This is a genomic window from Actinopolyspora alba (genome assembly GCF_900112765.1).
GTDB classification, from domain to species: domain Bacteria; phylum Actinomycetota; class Actinomycetes; order Mycobacteriales; family Pseudonocardiaceae; genus Actinopolyspora; species Actinopolyspora alba.
In genome coordinates this window covers 82,947-102,392 of record NZ_FOMZ01000002.1, presented here as the reverse complement: position 1 = coordinate 102,392, position 19,446 = coordinate 82,947, and the positions used below count along the sequence as shown (strand labels likewise).

Annotated in this window: 17 protein-coding genes; 16 read left to right on the top strand and 1 reads right to left on the bottom strand. The window is 68.3% G+C overall.

Translation table 11 applies throughout. From position 1 onward, the window contains the following. Positions 1 to 131 precede the first annotated feature (131 nt). The 8 genes from BM150_RS03040 (at position 132) to proB (ending at position 10,183) form a co-directional block, all read left to right on the top strand. Complete coding sequence (locus BM150_RS03040; protein ID WP_092923568.1) at positions 132 to 3,422, top strand: translation initiation factor IF-2 N-terminal domain-containing protein; 3,291 nt, start codon at positions 132 to 134, stop codon at positions 3,420 to 3,422. A 905-nt stretch (positions 3,423 to 4,327) separates the two neighbouring features. Further along, positions 4,328 to 4,960, top strand: coding sequence for a DUF6230 family protein (locus BM150_RS03035; protein ID WP_092924366.1), 633 nt, complete (start codon positions 4,328 to 4,330; stop codon positions 4,958 to 4,960). Between the two features lie 102 nt (positions 4,961 to 5,062). Next, complete coding sequence (locus BM150_RS24640) at positions 5,063 to 5,644, top strand: DUF6114 domain-containing protein (protein ID WP_245755226.1); 582 nt, start codon at positions 5,063 to 5,065, stop codon at positions 5,642 to 5,644. Next, the gene (locus BM150_RS24385; protein WP_217641328.1) at positions 5,641 to 6,501 is read left to right on the top strand and encodes a hypothetical protein; all 861 of its coding nucleotides are present in this window, start codon (positions 5,641 to 5,643) and stop codon (positions 6,499 to 6,501) included. The genes BM150_RS24640 and BM150_RS24385 overlap by 4 nt, the downstream gene beginning before the upstream one ends. 291 nt (positions 6,502 to 6,792) lie before the next feature. Continuing rightward, positions 6,793 to 7,101: a 50S ribosomal protein L21 gene (gene rplU / locus BM150_RS03020; protein ID WP_092630791.1), complete on the top strand. Its 309-nt coding sequence runs from the start codon at positions 6,793 to 6,795 to the stop codon at positions 7,099 to 7,101. 14 nt (positions 7,102 to 7,115) lie between these two features. Next, positions 7,116 to 7,373, top strand: a complete 258-nt coding sequence (gene rpmA, locus BM150_RS03015; RefSeq protein WP_092923565.1) for a 50S ribosomal protein L27 — start codon at positions 7,116 to 7,118, stop codon at positions 7,371 to 7,373. Between the two features lie 168 nt (positions 7,374 to 7,541). Next, positions 7,542 to 9,050, top strand: a complete 1,509-nt coding sequence (gene obgE / locus BM150_RS03010) for a GTPase ObgE (protein ID WP_092924359.1) — start codon at positions 7,542 to 7,544, stop codon at positions 9,048 to 9,050. Next, positions 9,047 to 10,183, top strand: a complete 1,137-nt coding sequence (proB, locus tag BM150_RS03005) for a glutamate 5-kinase (RefSeq protein WP_092923562.1) — start codon at positions 9,047 to 9,049, stop codon at positions 10,181 to 10,183. The genes obgE and proB overlap by 4 nt, the downstream gene beginning before the upstream one ends. Positions 10,184 to 10,662: 479 nt before the next feature. Here the strand turns inward: proB and BM150_RS03000 are convergent, their stop codons facing one another. Next, entirely contained in the window at positions 10,663 to 12,753 is a 2,091-nt protein-coding gene (locus BM150_RS03000) for a RecQ family ATP-dependent DNA helicase (RefSeq protein WP_425427404.1), read from the bottom strand. A 363-nt stretch (positions 12,754 to 13,116) separates the two neighbouring features. On the opposite strand from BM150_RS03000, the gene BM150_RS02995 reads away from it, so the two are divergent. The 8 genes from BM150_RS02995 to BM150_RS02960 all read left to right on the top strand — a co-directional run bounded on the left by BM150_RS02995 (position 13,117) and on the right by BM150_RS02960 (position 19,443). Then, positions 13,117 to 13,740 (top strand): TetR/AcrR family transcriptional regulator, encoded by a 624-nt coding sequence (locus BM150_RS02995; protein WP_092923556.1) that lies wholly within the window; start codon positions 13,117 to 13,119, stop codon positions 13,738 to 13,740. A 163-nt stretch (positions 13,741 to 13,903) separates the two neighbouring features. Next, complete coding sequence (locus BM150_RS02990) at positions 13,904 to 15,103, top strand: cytochrome P450 (protein WP_092923553.1); 1,200 nt, start codon at positions 13,904 to 13,906, stop codon at positions 15,101 to 15,103. Positions 15,104 to 15,231: 128 nt separating this feature from the next. Further along, positions 15,232 to 15,453: a ferredoxin gene (locus BM150_RS02985; protein ID WP_092924356.1), complete on the top strand. Its 222-nt coding sequence runs from the start codon at positions 15,232 to 15,234 to the stop codon at positions 15,451 to 15,453. A 128-nt stretch (positions 15,454 to 15,581) separates the two neighbouring features. Continuing rightward, complete coding sequence (gene nadD / locus BM150_RS02980; protein ID WP_092923550.1) at positions 15,582 to 16,205, top strand: nicotinate-nucleotide adenylyltransferase; 624 nt, start codon at positions 15,582 to 15,584, stop codon at positions 16,203 to 16,205. A 174-nt stretch (positions 16,206 to 16,379) separates the two neighbouring features. Beyond that, the gene (rsfS, locus tag BM150_RS02975) at positions 16,380 to 16,790 is read left to right on the top strand and encodes a ribosome silencing factor (protein ID WP_092924353.1); all 411 of its coding nucleotides are present in this window, start codon (positions 16,380 to 16,382) and stop codon (positions 16,788 to 16,790) included. Continuing rightward, entirely contained in the window at positions 16,787 to 17,401 is a 615-nt protein-coding gene (locus BM150_RS02970; protein WP_092923547.1) for a histidine phosphatase family protein, read from the top strand. The genes rsfS and BM150_RS02970 overlap by 4 nt, the downstream gene beginning before the upstream one ends. A 40-nt stretch (positions 17,402 to 17,441) precedes the next feature. Continuing rightward, positions 17,442 to 18,353: a DegV family protein gene (locus BM150_RS02965; RefSeq protein ID WP_092923544.1), complete on the top strand. Its 912-nt coding sequence runs from the start codon at positions 17,442 to 17,444 to the stop codon at positions 18,351 to 18,353. Between the two features lie 244 nt (positions 18,354 to 18,597). Continuing rightward, positions 18,598 to 19,443: a ComEA family DNA-binding protein gene (locus BM150_RS02960; RefSeq protein WP_245755222.1), complete on the top strand. Its 846-nt coding sequence runs from the start codon at positions 18,598 to 18,600 to the stop codon at positions 19,441 to 19,443. Positions 19,444 to 19,446 lie beyond the last annotated feature (3 nt).

Sequence of the window (19,446 nt, the reverse complement as noted above, 5' to 3'; positions counted from 1 at the left end):
TCCTGGGTTCGGACCAGGGAAGCAGGGGGAGCGAACAGAATTACCGCCACCAGTGGCGGAGGGCAGCGAACGTATGCAGACCCTCGTGCGGCCGCGTCCGCGTCGGACGCGCCCGGGGGCGAAGGAGCTGAATGTTGAACAGGGAGACGTCCGCTGGTAACTCCAGCGGATCTTCGGCTACATCGGAGCAGCAAGAGCGGGCGCAGGGCGAATCCGCTCACCGGACTTTCGAGATGCCCGCCAAGCTGCGGGTACACGCACTGGCCAAGATGCTGGGGGCCACCAGCCGTGAGGTCATAGCCACACTCGGTGAACTCGGTGAGTCCGTGCGCAGTGCGCAGTCCAACATCACCCGGGATGTCGCACTCAACGTGGTGCGCTCGTTGCGTCCGGACCGGATCCATTCCGAGTCGGAGGGGAAGTCCGAGCAGCAGGCCACCGACGACCGGGTCACGACGTCGGACACCGGGGGCGGCCACTCGGCGGGTGGTTCCGGTTCCCGGCAGTCGAGTGCTTCCGAGGCGCGGTCCGCCACGGGCACGTCGACGAGGGACCAGGGGGCGGCAACCGACAGCGGTGAGGATGCGGCAGTGAAGAGCGGCACCGCCTCCGACGAGGTGCGGACGGGTAGTGACAGCGGTTCCGACGGGGATGCCGCCACCGGCGACGGTACTTCGGACAACAGTGCGCTCGCGCCGGCCTTCGCGGCCCCGCAGGCGATGTTCCTGGCTCCGTCCGAGACGAGCTCGTCGTCGCGGTCGGAATCCGCGGAAACCGCCACCGAGGCCGTGGCGGAGACCGAGGAGTCCCCCTCCGAGTCCGACGGGACACCTTCGGATGAGGAGCAGTCCGAGAGCGTCGCCACGCGCCGTCGGCGGCGTCGGGGCAGGCGCGGTCGTGGTCGTGGGCGCGGCGGTGAGGGTGACTCCGAGAGCTCCGCCGACTCGGAGGGCTCGGGTTCCGAGTCCGGCGCGGAAGCCGAGACCGCCGTCGAGCCGGACAACGTCGAGAAATCCTCCCGGGGACCCAAGAAGGAAAAGAAGAACAAGAAGGACAAGAAGGACAAGTCCGCGGAGGGTGAGAACAAGTCCAACGGGCAGCGCGGCGGGGGATCCCGTGGCTCCGGCTCGGAGGAACCGGCCGAGACGAGTGCGCGGGAAGCCGAACGCTCCGATGCGGTGGACGAGGACACCGACTCCGGCGGTGGCGCCGGCAGCAAGCGCAGGCGCCGCAGGCGCCGCAAGTCCTCGGGTGAGTCCGAGAACGTGACCAGCCGGGACGACGATCCGCCGAACACCGTCGTGCACGTGCGCGAGACCGCGCCCGACAACTCCCGGCAGGACGCGGAGGACGAGGTCCGCTCCGTCAAGGGCTCCACCCGGCTGGAGGCCAAGCGCCAGCGGCGCAGGGACGGCAGGGAAGCGGGCCGCAAACGTGCTCCGGTGCTGTCCGAGTCCGAGTTCCTGGCACGCAGGGAGTCGGTCGACCGCAAGATGGTCGTGCGTGAGAACGAGGGGCAGACCCAGGTCGCCGTCCTGGAGGACGACGTCCTGGTCGAGAACTTCGTGACCTCCTCCGGCAGTGGCTCACTGGTCGGTAACGTCTACCTGGGGCGCGTGCAGAACGTGCTGCCGAGCATGGAGGCCGCGTTCGTCGACATCGGCAGGGGCCGCAACGCGGTGCTCTACGCCGGTGAGGTCGACTGGGAGTCCGCCGGGCTGGCCGGCAAGTCCCGCCGGATCGAGCAGGCCCTCTCCACGGGCGACAGCGTGCTGGTGCAGGTCACCAAGGATCCGCTGGGGCACAAGGGCGCCAGGCTGACCACCCAGATCAGCCTTCCGGGACGTTTCCTGGTGTACGTGCCGGGCGGCGGTGCCACCGGTATCAGCCGCAAACTGCCGGACAACGAGCGCAAGCGGCTCAAGGACATCCTCAAGCGGATCGTCCCCGAGGACTCGGGCGTGATCATCCGTACCGCCTCGGAAGGAACCAGCGAGCAGGCGCTGGACCGGGACGTTCGTCGGTTGCAGGCGCAGTGGGAGGACATCCGGGACAAGGCCGAGTCCTCCGGGGCGCAGGCCCCGCAGCTGCTCTACGCCGAACCGGACCTGCTGATCAAGGTGGTTCGGGACCTGTTCACCGAGGACTTCTCCTCGCTGGCGGTGCAGGGCGGCCAGGCGTGGGAAACGATCGAGGCCTACGTCAAGCACGTGGCACCGGATCTGTTGACCCGGCTGAGCAAGCACGTCGGAACCAAGGACGTCTTCACCGAGTACCGGATCGACGAGCAGATCTCCAAGGCCCTCGACCGCAAGGTCTGGTTGCCTTCCGGGGGATACCTGGTGGTCGACCGCACCGAGGCGATGACCGTCATCGACGTCAACACCGGCAAGTTCACCGGTTCCGGCGGAAACCTCGAGGAGACGGTGACCCGCAACAACCTGGAGGCCGCCGAGGAGATCGTGCGTCAGCTCAGGTTGCGCGACATCGGTGGCATCATCGTCATCGACTTCATCGACATGGTTCTGGAGGCCAACCGCGATCTGGTGCTGCGCAGGTTGACCGAGTGCCTCGGCAGGGACCGGACCCGGCATCAGGTCGCCGAGGTGACCTCGCTCGGTCTGGTGCAGATGACCCGCAAGCGGGTCGGTACGGGTCTGCTGGAGGCCTACAGCAGTACCTGTGAGCACTGCCGTGGTCGTGGTGTCCTTGTTTCCACGGAACCGATCGATCACAGTCAGCACGTCACGGCCGCGAGCGGTTCCCGCCGCGGTAAGCAGCGCAACAAGTCGGGTCAGCAGGCCGAGAGCACCGGTGAGGTGACGGAATCCGCTCGTGCGGAGACCCCGGCGGTCGAGAGCGAGACCACCCGTGCCGACGGTGAAAACGGATCCGACTCCCGTTCCCGTCGACGTCAGCGACGTCAGAACGGTTCGGGCAACGCGGATCAGGCGGTGCGTCGGACCACCGAGCCCACCAAGGACGTCGTGGCCGAGCAGCCTGCCAAGTCGGCTGCCAACGGAAGTGCGCACTCGGAGGAGTCCTCGGCGGATCCGGAGGCCTCGGCTGCCCCGGTGGCTCAGCGGACCGCTGCCGTCGAGCCCGCCGCTGCCGCCGAGCCCGCCGCTGGCGGCAAGCACGGCGCGGCGGTTGCCACTTCGGACGAGGCCGCTCAGCACGAGACCGAACCGGCTCAGCGGGGCAGGCGCAAGGCCAGCAGGCCGACCGGTATCACCGGTACGGCTCCGCAGCCTGTCGTGCTGGATCCCGCGGAGCGGACCGCGGGCAACGTCTCCGAATCCGCCGACTCCACGAGTTCCACGGCGGTTTCCGCCGGTCCGGTACAACGTTCGTCCCGGCGTGCGGCGGGACGTGCGGCCGGACCTCCCGCGGCGGCGGGGGCGGACTCCGAATCGGAGTGATACCGGCCCGGTCGCTTCGTGCCGAGTCGTAACGGAGTGTTGTCGTCCCGGTTCGCCGGGACATCCGGTTGGCGGATCCTCCCGCCCGCGCTCGCGGGGTGGGACCGACATCGAGTGGGCAGCTGTACCACGTCGGTCCCTACCCGGGAGAGGGTGAGGCGGGAGCCCCCACGTCGCCTGCCCGTTACCGGCTGGTCGCCGACCCGAGGCCGACGATGGGAGGACTTCGGGGGCGTTCTTCGGTGGTCGGCTACGCCGGAGAACACCCGCGAGTCGATGTTCCGGCGGGCTGGCCGCTAGCCGTCGGCCGTTGGACGGTGTCGCGGAAGCACCCGCGGTGTTCGAACGGTGCTTTCGGACAAGTCCGATATTTCGTGTGTCGCGCGTGGAGTTCGATTGGCCCGTTCGGCACGTCGCGGTGTTGGTTCTTCCCGAATCGGGAAACGGTTTCCGGGACGCCGTGACATCGGCCCCGGTGCGTGACTTTCGTCGTCCCGGCCGATTTCGGTTTTCGTGGCGGTTGGGATCGCGTCTTCGACTTCGCCGAAGCTTCGGCGATGACGGCCGTCGCGTTCCATTTCTTCCGCTTCGCGATCGATATTCACTCAATCGTGTGGGTCACGAACGGCTTGATCGGTTCCGTCCGATTCTTTCGTGCGAGATTCTCGTGGTGCGATCGTTGTTTCAGGTGGCGGCCTTGCCGGTTCGTTCGGACACGTACAGTGGCAGAGCGTGACTAACTTCACGAAAGTCATTCGTGTTTAGTCTCACGGTATGGTGTTCGCTGTGATTTCCGTCTATGGTTACTCCTCGGTAAGAGTAATGCAGGTCACTCACTGTGTTCTGTGTCGCAACGCTCCGGTGGGGACTGTCTGATCAAGTACCGCACACACCGAGGTGAATACATGGCGGCGAATCGCGAGACCGAAACCGATGACGGCAACGCGCCCAACGGGCGTACCCGGTGGCGCGTCTTCGCGCTGATGTTGTTCGGAAGTTTTTCCGCGATCGCGTTGATGCTGACCGGTCTTTCCAAGGGAGCGATGGCCGCCAACTTCGCCGTGTCGGGAGTCACCTACAAGGCATCCGCCGACGAGTTGGTGGCCGAGGGCGTGGCTCAATTCGGCGCCTATGACAAGGGATCAGGCGAGAAGAACCACCCCGTGTTGGTCAACGCGTTCAAGCACGCCGAGCTGAGTGATTTCTGCCAGTCCTTCGTGGTGGAAGACCTGCCCGGGATCGGTGACGCCACCGTCCGCATCGAGGCGCCCGGCGGCATGGAGGCGCAGCGCCTCGTGCTCGGGGTGGAGAAGGTCAACGGTGACCTCACCCTCAACAACGTGCAGATCGGCAGGGACGCTTCCCAGCTGGACCTCGGTCCCGAGGGCGTGGGCGGTTCCCCGGGGGCGTTCGGTATCCAGGCCACCGGCGCGCGGATCGACGGTCTGCGGCAACAGGCGTGGTCGACCACCGCCTCCACCCTCAATCTCCGGGACGTGGAGATCACGACCAAACCCGGTCATCACCCCTGCTTCTGATTACGCGGTGGACTTTCCGGGTCCGCGGTGGGCGGCCTCGCCGTCCGCTCGGGAAGACGGAACGGGCCCACGGCTCGGTCACACCGGGAGGGAGGACCAACGGTGAGAGGAACCATCGGCAACCGTGGCGGTGTCCCGGCCGTGCTGGCCGGATTCCGGCGCTGGCGTCGCACGAGACCCTTCTGGGGTGGGCTGTTCACCCTGCTCGCGGCGCTGCTGCTGTTGTATCCGCCCTACGCCTCGTTGAAGTTCGGCGACATCGAGGTGTCACTGCGTACGACGGCCGGGATCTCCGCTCTGGTGATCGGAGTGGTGATGATCGCCTGTGCCCTGTCGTTCTGGATCCGTCCCGAGTGGCGGTTGTCCGCGGGCATCGTGGCGCTGTTGTTGTCCCTGGTCGCGTTGGTGGTCGTCAATCTCGGGTCCTTCCTGATCGGAACGATGCTGGGAGTGATCGGCTCCTCGCTCGCGATCGCCTGGTCGCCCCGGCGCGCGCCGGGGCGCGAAACCCGCGAAACCACCGCCGACCGCTCCGGACGCTCCGAGCGCCGTCGGCGGGGACCCGCCGCGTACAAGCCCTCCCCGGTTCCCCGGGAGAACGGGGCGCGTGACGGGGAGACAGCACGCGACGGGGAGACGGCAGAGGTGACCGAGGCGACGAGAATCGGTGAAGGAGACAAGTGAGGGAGGAACAGCGAACTCGGTGGGGCGGCCCGGGGCGAGTGTCGGGACTGGTGCCCCCTCGTCCCCGGGTCGGCGCCGTGGTCGCGCTGCTCGCCGGGCTGGTGGTGCTGGGAAGCGCGGGCGGGTTGACCCGGCCCGCGCTCGTGGCGGCACAACAGCCGCAGCCGTCGGGCTCGGAAGTGGCGCCGAGCGAACCGGGTTCACCGTCCGCCGGGCCGGAAGCCACCGCTACTCCGGAGAGAACCGCGCCTCCGGAATCCACGGTCCCCCCGGCAGCGGAGGCGCCTTCCTCGGAGACCGGGACGAGCTCCTCGCCCTCGGCTTCCACGGAGACCGGTGCCGCGACATCCGCTTCCGAGAACGGGGACACCCGGCTCCCGCTCGCCTCGGAGCGATCCCCGGACGTACGCCCGGGCCCGGGGCGCAGCTGGACGCTGACCGCGAGCTCCCTGACGCTGCGCGGGGTGCACTACCACGGTTTCGCCATGCGGGAAGTAGCTGGTGAGAAGGTGCGCACGATGCACTTCACCGTCGACGAGCTGCTGATCCGCGACCTCGTGCAGCGTGGCGACCTGGGCAACGGCAAGGTGGCCCGGGTGGCGGCGGACCCGGGGTCGGTGTCGACCATCACCGAGGGGCCCATCGAGCTCTACACCCAGAAACTGACCGGCACGCTCAACGTGGTCGGCTATCCGCTGGTCCCCGTGGAGATGTCGCCCGAGGCGTTCCTGCTGCCCGACGTGGATCTCGGCTTCCTGGAACTGCCCGAGCTGACGTTCAGCGACGCGGTGGTGCGCAACGCCGAGCTCAGTGGCGGTAAACTGTTCATACCGGGTGCGGGGATAACCCTGGAATGATCGACTGTCCCACCGGCTCGGCACGGTTCGGCCCCTGCGGCGGGACGCCGGATGTCGGACTGTATGATAAGCGGGAAATTCTCGCCGCCGGACGGGCGGCAGGGGTTCCACGCCTGTAGGAGACGGGGCTCATCCGAATGGGGCTCACCCGGCAGGGGCAGCTTCGTCGCTGTGGCGAGAACCCCCTGTGACGCCGCCTGGTCGGCGTACTGGGATCTCCGGACAGCCGGGGAGGGCGTCCGTCGCAGACTGGTGAACTAGCGAAACCGAGCAGCAGGAGACTTCCGACTCATGTACGCGATCGTCAAGACCGGCGGCAAACAATACAAGGTGGCCGTCGGGGACGTCGTCGAGGTTGAGAAGCTCGAGGGCGAGCAGGGTTCCGAGGTCACCCTCCCGGCGCTGATGGTCGTCGACGGCTCCGAAGTCACCGCCGACGCCGAAGCGCTGCGGAAGGTCTCGGTGACCGGCAAGCTGGTCGAGCAGACCAAGGGTCCCAAGATCCGGATCCACAAGTTCAAGAACAAGACCGGCTATCACAAGCGGCTGGGACATCGGCAGAAGCTGACCCGCGTCGAGGTCACCGGCATCACCAAGTGAGGGCGTGAGAATACATGTCAACCAAGAAGGGCGCGTCCAACTCTCGGAACGGCCGTGACTCGAATCCCAAATTCCTGGGAGTGAAGCGTTTCGGCGGCCAGAAGGTAAACGCAGGCGAGATCCTGGTGCGGCAGCGCGGTACCAAGTTCCACCCCGGCGGCAACGTGGGGCGCGGCGGCGACGACACGCTGTTCGCGCTCTCGGCCGGCTCGGTGGAGTTCGCGCGCAGGCGCGGCCGGAAGTTTGTCAACGTCGTACCGAGCGAGGCCTGAACCGGCTTCGCTACGTGCCCCGGAGCGGGAACTCCCGGACCGGACTCCCTCGCACGAGGTGATCGACTCCGGTAGGGCGATCCGCTTTCGGGCACACACTTGTTCTCCGCGAGGGGCGGGTCCGGTCCGTGCACCGTGACCCGCCCCTCGCTTGGTTTCTCCCCGGTCCTGGAGGTTTTCGTGTCGCGCTTCGTCGATCGCGTGACGATTCATGTCGCCGCAGGTGACGGAGGTAATGGTTGCGCCTCGATCCACCGGGAGAAGTTCAAGCCACTGGGGGGACCGGACGGCGGCAACGGGGGCAAGGGTGGTGACGTCACGCTCGTGGTGGACTCCGGGGTGCACACCCTGCTGGACTTCCACTACCGTCCGCACGTCACCGCGACCCGCGGTACCCAGGGCCGCGGCAGTATGCGCAACGGCGCCGCCGGTGCGGACCTGGAACTGCCGGTTCCGGAGGGAACCGTCGTCTCCACCCCCGACGGGGAGGTGCTGGCCGATCTCGTCGGTGAGGGCACCAGGTTCGTGGTCGCCAGTGGCGGCCGAGGCGGACTGGGCAACGCCGCGCTCATCTCCAGGGCCCGCAAGGCTCCCGGCTTCGCGCTGCTGGGCGAGCCCGGCCAGCGGCAGGACGTGGTGCTGGAGCTGAAGTCGGTAGCCGACGTTGGGCTGGTCGGGTTCCCCTCGGCCGGTAAGTCCTCCCTGGTGTCGGTGCTTTCCGCCGCGAAACCCCGCATCGCCGAATACCCGTTCACCACGCTGACTCCCAACCTGGGTGTGGTGAGCGCGGACGACAAGGTCTTCACCGTCGCCGATGTTCCCGGGCTCATTCCCGGTGCCAGCGAGGGACGCGGCCTCGGGCTGGAGTTCCTGCGGCATCTCGAACGGTGCGCGGTGCTGGTTCACGTGGTCGACTGCGCGAGTTTCGACCCCGAGCGCGACCCGCTTTCCGACATCGACGCGCTGGAAAGCGAGCTGGACCGCTACACCCCTGCCCTGAGCGAGGAGCAGGGCGCGGTTGACCTCGCCGAACGACCGCGACTGATCGTGCTGAACAAGATGGACATCCCCGACGGTCGCGCCATGGCCGATCTGGTTCACGAGCAGGTGCGCGAACGCGGTTGGCCGGTGTTCGAGGTCTCCACCGCCACCCACGACGGGCTCCGGGAACTGCGCTTCGCCCTGGCCGAGGAGGTGGAGCGGTTCCGGGCGAGCCTGCCCGCCCCCGAGCCCAGCCGCCCGACGGTGCGGCCGAAGGCCGTCGACAGCGGGGGTTTCACCGTGGAAGCCGATCCCGAAGAGCCCGATGCCTACGTGGTGCGGGGGGACAAGCCCGAGCGGTGGGTACTGCAGACCAGCTTCGACAACGAGGAGGCCGTCGACTACCTGTCCGACAGGCTGGCCAAACTCGGTGTCGAGGAGGAATTGGCCAGACAGGGGGCCCAGCCCGGCAGTCAGGTCACGATCGGTTCGGTCACCTTCGACTGGGAACCAACCACCCCGGAGGGCAACGCCGCCGTGCGTGCCACTCGTGCCGGGGGACAGCCCCGGACCTCGGCCGACCAGCGCAAGGCCGCCAAACGCGCCCGACGTACCGGGACGACCGACGAGTCCGGGCACCCCATGGCCGAGTACGACACGATCGAGGACTCCGACGACGAGGACGACTCGCTATGAGTTCCGGTGAACTCGCCGCCCTGACATCTCCGACCCGGAACGCGATCTCGGCGGCGCGCCGGGTCGTGGTCAAGATCGGTTCCTCCTCGTTGACCACGGCGGAGGGCGGTCTCGACGAGAACCGTCTGACGGCTCTGGTGGAAACCGTCGCCGCACGGATGGCGGAGGGCAGTCAGCTCGTGCTCGTCTCATCCGGAGCCATCGCGGCGGGAATCGCTCCGCTGGAACTGGGGAAACGGCCCAAGGACCTGGCCACCCAGCAGGCTGCCGCCAGCGTGGGGCAACAGGCGCTGGCACACGCCTACGCCGCCTCGTTCGCGAGGTTCCGACTCACCGTGGGACAGGTACTGCTGACCGCCGACGACGTCGTCCGCAGGGCGCACTACCGCAACGCGCACCGCACGCTGCACCGGTTGTTGAACCTCGGTGCCGTCCCGGTGGTCAACGAGAACGACACGGTCGCCACCGCCGAGATCCGCTTCGGTGACAACGACCGGTTGGCGGCGCTGGTGGCCCATCTCGTCGGTGCCGACGCCCTGGTGCTGCTCTCCGACGTCGACGCGCTCTACGACGGCGACCCGCGTGACGGTGCGGCCGGTCCGGTTCGCGAGATCTCGGCAGCGCGGGACTTGGAGGGGATCACGGTCGGTTCGAGCGGAGCCTCCGGGCTGGGGACCGGCGGGATGGCCTCCAAGGTGCAGGCCGCCCGGGTGGCCTGTTCGGCCGGTATCCCCGTCCTGCTCACCTCCGCGGACCTGGCCGGCGAGGCCCTCGGGAAGGCCGACGTGGGCACCGTGTTCGCGGCGACCGGACCGCGGTTGTCCGCGCGACGTTTCTGGCTGGCACACGCCGCCGGAGCACAGGGCAGGCTGCACCTCGACGAGGGAGCCGTCGACGCCGTGCTGCGGCGACGGCGTTCGCTGCTGGCCGCCGGTATCACCGGTGTCGAGGGGGCGTTCGAGGGCGGCGACGTCGTCGAACTTGCCGGACCGTCCGGCGCGGTGGTGGCACGCGGCGTGGTGTGCTTCGACGCCGCCGAGCTGCCCGACCTGATCGGCCGTTCCAGCCACGAGCTGCCGTTCGAACAGCGGCGTGAGGTCGTGCACGCCGATGATCTGGCCCCCCTCACCTGAGTTTCGCTCGGAACGGTGCTTTGCTCGGTTGGCCGGGTGGCGGAACCTCTCGCACCGCTCTCGCTGGGGAGGCCCAACATCGGGTAGCGGCCTACACAACGTCGGGCCTTTCTCGCGATAGCCGCACGGGGGAACCCGCGGCGGTGCTGGATGCGAGGGTGGTGGGGGCTCGGCCTGCGTTGATGGTCGGGGTTCGGCCTGCACTGGTGGTTGGGGCTCGGCTTTCGGAGCACCAAGGGCGCGGCGATTTCGCGAGAAATTGACGGAGCTCGGGGACCGCACCGCCGTACTGGAGCGTCAATTTCGCGAGAAATTGACGGAGAGGTGGGGTCGCTACTCAAAGCGGCCCAATGCCGCGAGGCGCCGACCCACGCGCCGGCTACTCGACCACCACGCCAGCGCGACCACCCCAGCAACACAGCGAGGCGCCGTCGGAGGTTCCACCACGGAAGCACCCACGGCAACGGTCCCGAGAATTCTCAAGTGCTGGCGAGGGTCAGCGGGAGCACCCCGGGCGCGCCGGACTCGCGCAGCATGCGGGCCACCACGGTGAGGGTCCATCCGGTGTCGGCGTAGTCATCCACCAGCAGCACCGGCCCGCCGAGATCGGTGAGGGGAACTTCCTCCGGCAGACTGAACCGTGACCACAGCCCGGCCAACCGCCGTGCACTGTTGTGACTGCGTCGCGGTGTCCGGCTCGGATCGTGTGCCACGTGACCGAGCAACCGCAGCCTGCCGATGGTGGCGATGCGCTCCGCCAGCCCGGAAACCAGCATCGGTCGCGAGGACGATCCCATGGCCACGACCCCCACCGGTCGCTCCTTCCAGTCCCATTCGGCGAGCACCCGTACACAGGCCTGCACCAGCTCCTCCGGAACCTCGCGATCGGAAGTGTCCGGACGCAGCAGCTCGCGCAACTTGTCACCCCACCCGATGTCGCTCAGCCTGCCGAGCGCACGTCCCGGTTCGTGCTGTTCGGTCGGTGGGATCTTGCCCGAGACCGGGATTCCGACCTCCCGCATCCCGTTCGGCCACATCTTGCGGGGGCTCAGCGTGATCCCGGCGCGTTCCAGTCGTTGCCGGGCTGACTCGGAGGTGTCCGGGCTCACCGCTGTGGAGTAGACCGTTCCGGTGCAGTTGTCACAACGTCCGCACGGTGCGGCGTGGGGATCGTCCAGCTCGGCACGCAGGAACTCCATGCGGCACTTCGTGGTTCGCTGGTACTCCAGCATCGACTGCTGTTCGACCTCTCGTTGCCGCGCGATCCGTTCGTAACGTTCGCTCTCGTAGGACCACTCGACGCCGGTGCTGGTCCAGCCGCCCTTCACGCGCCGCACCGCACCGTCCACATCGAGCACTTTGAGCACCATCTCCAACCGGGACCTGCTCAGCTCCACGTGCGGTTCCAGCGCGGCGGTGGAGAGCGGCTTGTCGGCGCTTTCCAGGGTCGCCAGTACCGCGCGCACGGTGTCCTCGCCGGGGAAGGTCAGTGAAGTGAAGTAGTCCCAGATCCGACGGTCCTCGTCGCCGGGCAGCAGCACCACCTCGGCGCGTTCCACACCGCGTCCGGCGCGACCGATCTGCTGGTAGTAGGCGATCGGGGAGGCGGGTGCGCCCAGGTGTATCACGAAACCGAGGTCCGGTTTGTCGAAGCCCATACCCAGCGCCGAGGTAGCCACCAGCGCCTTGACCTCGTTGTTCAGCAGTGCCGACTCCGCTGCGGCCCGCTCGTTCGCCTCGGTTCGGCCCGAGTAGGAGCTGACCGCGAAACCGCGGTCCGCCAGGAAGTCCGCGACCTCTTCCGCGGTGGACACCGTCAAGGTGTAGATGATCCCGGATCCGGGAAGACGTTCGAGGTTGTCGGCCAGCCACGCCAGGCGTTCCCGGGTGGAGTGCAGCGGGACCACGCCGAGTCGCAGGCTCTCGCGGTCCAGCGAGCCGCGCAGCACCAGCGGGGTGTTGGGGGAGGCCGAGTCCTCGGTGACGCCGAGCTGCTCGGAGACGTCGTGCACCACCCGGTCGTTGGCGGTGGCGGTCGTGGCCAGTACCGGTACCCCGTCGGGCAGCTCGGTCAGCAGGGTTCGCAGTCTGCGGTAGTCGGGCCGGAAGTCGTGTCCCCAGTCGGAGATGCAGTGGGCCTCGTCGACCACCACCAGCCCGGTGTTGCGGGTGAGTTCCGGCAGTACGTTGTCCCTGAAGTCGGGGTTGTTCAGTCGCTCCGGGCTGACCAGCAGTACGTCCACATCGCCGACGGCGACTTCCTCCTCGATCGAGGCCCACTCCTCCTGGTTGGCCGAGTTTATGGTGGCGGCGTGCACACCCGCCGCGGCGGCGGCCTCGACCTGGTTGCGCATCAGCGCCAGCAGTGGGGAGACGATGACGGTCGGCCCTTCGCCCAGGTCGCGCAGCAGGGCCGTGGCCACGAAGTAGACGGCCGACTTGCCCCAACCGGTCCGCTGCACCACGAGGGCCCGGCGCCGCTCCAACACCAGGGCGCGGATGGCGCTCCACTGGTCCTCGCGCAGCGTGGCCGTCGGTCCGGCCAGCGCGCGGAGGTGTTGCTCGGCCATTTCTCGAAGCGCCTGTTCGTCCACGGGCCGATTCTTACCGAAACCCGCTGTCGTCGGGCCCAACGGGTGGGTGCTCGCCCGTCGCATGTCGGCTGCTCCGGTGCCGTTGAAGCACCGCGACGCCCACGTGGCTCGCGTACGGTTCGGTGGACCGGCGACGTGGCCCGGCGACGTGGAGCGGCGGCGCGGCCCGCCGAACCAGCCGCGGAGGATCGAGCGGAGCGATAGGGTGCGGCCGAGCACGGCCGACCGCGTTGGGTGACCATCAACCGGACACGGCTGAAGTGTTGCTCGGCTCACTCCTGTGTTGTAGTGGGTCGTGTCACGATTTCCGGCGGTCGGTGCGGCACTTCCGGTGATCGGATGAGCGTGTCGGCACCGTCTCGGGAGGCGGGTTTGTGCGAGGACCGGCAGCCACGGCGAAAGCGTGATCCGACGGCGACCAGAACGGCGCTGTTGCGTGCGGCGGGCGAACTGTTCGCCGAGCGCGGTTTCGATCAGACCACGGTCCGCGAGGTCGCCGCGCGTGCCGAGGTCAACCAGGCACTGCTGTTCCGGTACTTCGGTTCCAAGCAGGAACTGTTCGCCGAGGTGCTCAGCCACAACAGCGAGGCACTGCTGCGGAGCGGCCCCGCGGCGGAGCTGCCGCGTCGCATCCTGGAGAGCGTGCTCTCCGAGCACACGCGTTCCGGTGCCGAGCACACGCTGGTGGCTCTGCTGCGTTCCCTCAGCGACGAGCGGGCGGCCACGTTGTTGCGCGACGAGCTGGGTGGTTCCTACTCGGAGCGGCTGGCCTCGCTCACCGACGCCCCCGATGCCGAGCTGCGTGCCGATCTCGTGCTGGCCTGGTTCTTCGGTGTGGGCATGATGCGATCCGTGCTGCGCAAGAGTCCACTGGCCGAGGCTTCGCCCGAGGTGATCGTCGATTACCTGATGCGGGCCGTTCCGCTGCTCCTGGAGCGGAACGCGCCTGCCGATGACGAGTGAGCGATGTTCTCCGGTCGTTCCGGGGCGGACTCCCGAGCGCGGGGACTCCTGGGCGATGGGTGTTCCCGTTACCTGTTCGGCGGAGTGCGTGGCACGGTTCGGGCTCTTACCATGCGAGTAGTAAGCGGTTGCTTACTTGTCGTCTCGTGTGCGGGAGCCGAGCATGACCACCATCGACCCGACGCCGCGAACCTATCCGTTCAGCGCGCCCGACAGGCTGCGGCTGGACCCGTTCTACGCGGAGCTGCGCAGGCAGGAACCGGTGTCGCGGGTGCAGCTTCCCTACGGCGAAGCGGCATGGCTGGCCACCAGATACTCCGATGTACGCACCGTCTTCGCGGATCCGCGGTTCAGCCGCGCGGCCACGGTGGACAAGGACGAGCCACGCGCGCGCCCGATCCCGCAGCAGACCGGCATCCTGACCATGGACCCACCGGAGCACACCAGGCTGCGCAAGCTGGTGGCCAAGGCGTTCACCGCTCGCAGGGTCGAGCAGCTGCGACCCCGCGCACAGCGGATCGCCGATGACCTGAGTCGGGCCATGCGGCGCGGCGGGCCGCCGCTGGATCTGGTCGAGGAGTTCGCGCTGCCGCTGCCGATCACCGTGATCTGCGAACTCCTCGGGGTTCCCTACGAGGACAGAACCGACTTCCGGGTCTGGTCGGACGCCTTCCTGTCCACGAGCAAGCTGTCCGAGCAGCAGGTCAACGACTACATCGGACAGATGCGCGCCTACATGGCCGGGTTGGTCGAGCAGCGGCGGGAACATCCCACCGACGATCTGCTCAGCGCGCTGATCCAGGCGAGGGACGAACAGGACAAACTCTCCGAGACCGAACTGCTGGACCTCTCCGTGGGGCTGCTCGTGGCCGGACACGAGACCACGGCCACCCAGATCCCCAACTTCGTCTATGTACTGCTGACGCATCCCGAGGAGCTCGACTGGCTGCGTGCCGATCCGGAACGGATTCCCGCGGCCGTCGAGGAACTCATGCGGTTCGTCCCGCTGGGGGTGAACGCGGCCTTTCCACGTTATGCCCTGGAGGATGTCGAGCTCGGCGGTGTACTGATCCGCGCTGGTGAGCCGGTCCTTGCCAGCCTCGCTTCGGCCAATCGGGACGAGTCCGTCTTCGAGGATGCCGACCAGCTCGATCTGCGACGCGACTCCAACTCCCACATCGGCTTCGGGCACGGTCCGCACCACTGCCTCGGAGCGCAGTTGGCGCGGATGGAACTGCAGGTGGCGTTGGGCACGTTGCTTCGGGACTTCGAGGATCTGCGGCTCGCGGTGGACGAACCGGATGTCTCCTGGAAGACCGGGATGCTGGTGCGCGGACCGAGGAATCTCCCGGTGACTTGGTGATCCGGTGACAGCACCACGCCACCCGGATTCCGGCGGAGCCTTCCGTCGGTCTCACCGGGCGGGGACGAGCCGTGGGACGAACACGCGGAACCGGCGACGTCAGCGTCGGAAACGTGAAAGGTGATCGGATGAGTTGGCAGGTAGAGGTCGACGGCGAGACGTGTATCGGCTCGGGAATGTGCGCCGCCATCGCCGAGGAGCACTTCCAGCTGGTCGACGGTGTCTCGCGCCCGTTACGAACGGAGACCGAACCGGATGACGACGTGGTGGACGCCGCCGAGTCCTGTCCGGTGGAGGCGATCCGCGTTCGGGACGCGCAGTCCGGCCGCACGTTGGCACCCGAGCCGTGACCGGGGCGCGTTCCCATGGATTCCGCGCCGCGACCCGCGAATGATCGTGCTCCGTCCCCCGTGGGGTCAGTCACGGCACGGCGTCCTTCCGGGATCTTTCCGTCGCGTGGCGACTATGCTGGGGCACCATGTCGCGTCCTCGCCGAATCGGCGTCATGGGGGGAACCTTCGACCCCGTCCATCACGGCCATCTCGTCGCAGCGAGTGAGGTGCAGGCCCAGTTCGGCATGGAGCAGGTGCTGTTCGTGCCGACCGGGCAGCCCTGGCAGAAGGGCCACGAGGATGTGAGCTCGGCCGAGGACCGCTACCTGATGACGGTGGTCGCCACCGCCTCCAACCCGCGGTTCTCGGTCAGCAGGGTCGACATCGACCGCAACGGGCCGACCTACACGATAGACACGCTCTCCGATCTGCGGCGGCAGTATCCCGACGCGGAGTTGTACTTCATAACCGGGGCGGACGCGCTGGAGCAGATCCTCTCCTGGCACCGGGTGGACGACCTGTTCGATCTGGCGCACTTCATCGGAGTCACACGTCCGGGATACTCCCTGGACGACGAGCACCTACCGCGTGGTTCGGTCAGCCTGGTCGAGATCCCGGCCATGGCCATCTCCTCCACCGGATGCAGGCAGCGCGTCGCGTCCGGTCTTCCGGTCTGGTACCTCGTTCCGGACGGAATAGTCCAGTACATCAGCAAGCGAGGCCTCTACCGCCGCTTCGGGCAGTCACCGGCGCAGGAGTGGGGGCCGTAGGCACCTCGGGCCGAACGGTACGCGTGCGGCGGGCACCGCTCCGGCCCTCTCCCACTCGTCCGGCACCTCGCCCGCGGCGACCGGTACGGTCCGGTGGATTCCGCCCGTCGAGCGGGGGACGGTTATCCTCGTTCGGAGTATGGGTGGCAGACGGTGACCACCGAGAGGAGCGATGTGGCAGCCAGTGAGAACGCCCGCAGTTTGGCGTTGGTGGCCGCGCGGGCGGCTGCGGACAAGAAGGCCGAGGAACTGCTTCTGCTGGACGTGTCCGACCGACTGATCATCACCGACTGCTTCGTGATCGCCTCCGCCTCCAACGAACGGCAGGTCGGAGCGATAGTCGAAGCGATCGAGGAGAAGATGCGGGCCGCGGGGACGAAACCGGTTCGCAGGGAGGGCACCCGGGAAGGGCGCTGGGTGCTGCTCGATTTCGTCGACGTCATCGTGCACGTGCAGCACTCCGAGGAGCGCGCCTTCTACGAGCTGGAACGGCTCTGGAAGGACTGCCCGGTCATCGAGTTCGACCACGACGGTGCTCCCGACGACTCCGCCGAACAGCACAGCGAAGAGGGCAGTCAAGCGTGACCCTGCAACGGCTGGTGCTCTGGCGGCACGGCGAGACGGACTACAACCTGGCGGGTCGTATCCAGGGGCATCTCGATTCCGAACTCACCGAACTCGGACTGGAACAGGCCAAACGCACCGCGCCGCTGGTGGCGGGGTTCGGTCCCGAAGTGGCGGTGAGCTCGGATCTGCGTCGTGCCAGCACCACGGCCGCGGCGTTCGCCGAGGTCACCGGGCAGGAGGTCCGGCTGGACGAGCGGCTGCGCGAAACCAACCTCGGGCAGTGGCAGGGACTCAGCGGCGCCGAGGTCGAGCAGGGGTGGCCCGGGGCGATGGGTGCGTGGCGCACCCAGCCCACCTTCGCGCCACCGGACGGCGAGACCAGGGTGGAGGTCGCCGAACGCGCCTACGAGGTGGTGTCCGAACTCGACGAGGCCGTGGAAGGCACGGCGCTGCTGTGCGCGCACGGCGGTCTGATAACAGCGCTGACCGCCAGACTGCTGGGGTGGCCGACCGAGATCTGGTCCAGCCTCGGCGGGGTGGGCAACTGCGGTTGGGCCGTGCTCTCCCGCAGCACCCTCGGCAAGCACGGCTGGCGGCTGACGACCTACAACGGCGGGTTCGTCGAATGACACTCCCCCGGATCGCTCGTGGTTCTCGGCGGAGCCCGCGTTGAGCGTCGCCGTGGTCACCGATTCGACCGCGTACCTGCCCGCGCGACGGGTCGAGCACTACGGCGTGCGTGTGATTCCGCTGCACGTGAGCACGGAGGCCGAGCAGTACAGCGACGAGACCTCGTTCGGTCCGGGGCGCCTGACCGAACAGCTGCGCCGCGGCAGGCGTGTCACCACCTCGGGGGCGACGGTTGCCGAGTTCGCCGCGGCCTACCGCGCGGCGCTGGACGCGGGAGCCGAGGGTGTGCTCTCGATCCACCTCTCCGGTGAACTCTCCGGCACGGTGGATGCCGCTCGCACCGCCGCGCGCGAAGTGGCGCCCTCGGTCATCAACGTGCTCGACTCCCGCTCCGTTGCCATGGGGCTGGGATTCGCCGTGCTGGCTGCCGCGGAGCTGGCCGAGGGAGGCGCCGGGTTGCAGGAGGTCACCGGAGTGGCCGAGCGCGTCGCGGCGCGCGGAACCATCCTGTTCTCGGTTCAGACGCTGGAGTACCTGCGCCGTGGCGGGCGCATCGGCACCGCATCCGCCCTGCTGGGAACGGCGCTGGCGATCAAACCGCTGCTGCGGCTGCACGACGGCGTGATCGACGCCGCTGAGAAGGTGCGGACCACCAGCGCGGCCGTGCGAAGGCTGGAGCAACTGGCCGTCGAGGTGGCCACGACCGAGTCCACGCGGCAGTCCCCCGTCGGTGATCCGCACCGACCGGCGCTGGCCGTCCACCACTTGGCGGCACCGGGACGGGCCGAGACGCTCGCCCGAAATATCCGAGGGCGACTGCCGGGGTGCTCCGACTGCGTTGTTTCCGAGGTCGGAGCCACCATCGGAGCTCACATCGGGCCGGGCTCGGTGGGGGTCGTCGTGCTGCCCGGTGGGTGGAGTGCCACCGGCACCGCACCTTTCGACGACTGATCGGAATTTTCCGCCCGGGTTGTCGGGACGCCGGCTCAGCGGAACGCAAAAGCGTGGCCGGGAAGCCGGTTCGGGCAAGGCGCCCTGCGGCGCGTTCCGGTTTTCCACATCGCCTCGCGGCACTCGACTCAATCTCGTATCGTGCGGCTGGCCGCGTGCGTGTTTGTCCACAACGTGCTCGGTTGTCCACCGGAGGCGTTCTTCGGTGTTCCCGGTGGGTGCACCGCCGGTTAGCTTCGCCGGTATGCCCGATCTTTTCCGGTCCGACGGATCGTCCCCTTGGGAGGAACGAATCGTCGCCGCGACCACTGACGAGCTCCCCCCGGCTCGTCGACGGCTGCGGCAGCTGATGGCTTCCGAGGGCGGTGCCTCCGAGGCGAACTCAGCGGCCGATACGGCGGGGACCGCCGAGACGCCGGAAAACCGTGAGACGCCGGAGACCGGGGGTCGGGCGCGGCGGTGGTTGCCCCGAACACCACGTGAGGTGTTGCTGGACCCGGGCCGAGCGGGGTGCCTCGGCGTGGTTCTCGCCGCGGTGATCGGCTGCGTCGTCCTGCTGGTGAGCCGCGATTCCGGTGGCGGGACCGTGGCGGTTCCGTCGACTCGGCTTCCCGCTCCGGGACCGGCAGCGGTGACCGATGCGGTCGTCACCGCCTCCTCCGAGACCGAGCTGGTGGTCAGCGTGGTGGGCAGGGTGCACGAACCGGGGCTGGTGACACTGGCGACCGGATCCCGTGTCGCCGACGCGCTGCGAGCTGCGGGAGGTCCGTTGCCCGAGACGGACACCCTGGCGTTGAACCTGGCTCGGGAACTGTCCGACGGGGAACAGCTCTACGTCGGGGTGCCGGTACCCTCCCTCGCCTCGAGGTCGGCACCGGACGGCACCACCACCGAGTCCTCGAAGGTGGATCTCAACCGGGCTGACGAACAGCGGCTGCGGGAACTGCCCGGCATCGGTCCGGTCACTGCCGGGGCGATTCTGCGCTGGCGTTCCGAGAACGGTGGATTCGAGTCGGTGACCCAGCTTCGCGAGGTCGACGGGATCGGGACGGTGCGGTTCTCGCGGTTGCGCGATCTGGTTCGGGTGTGAGGC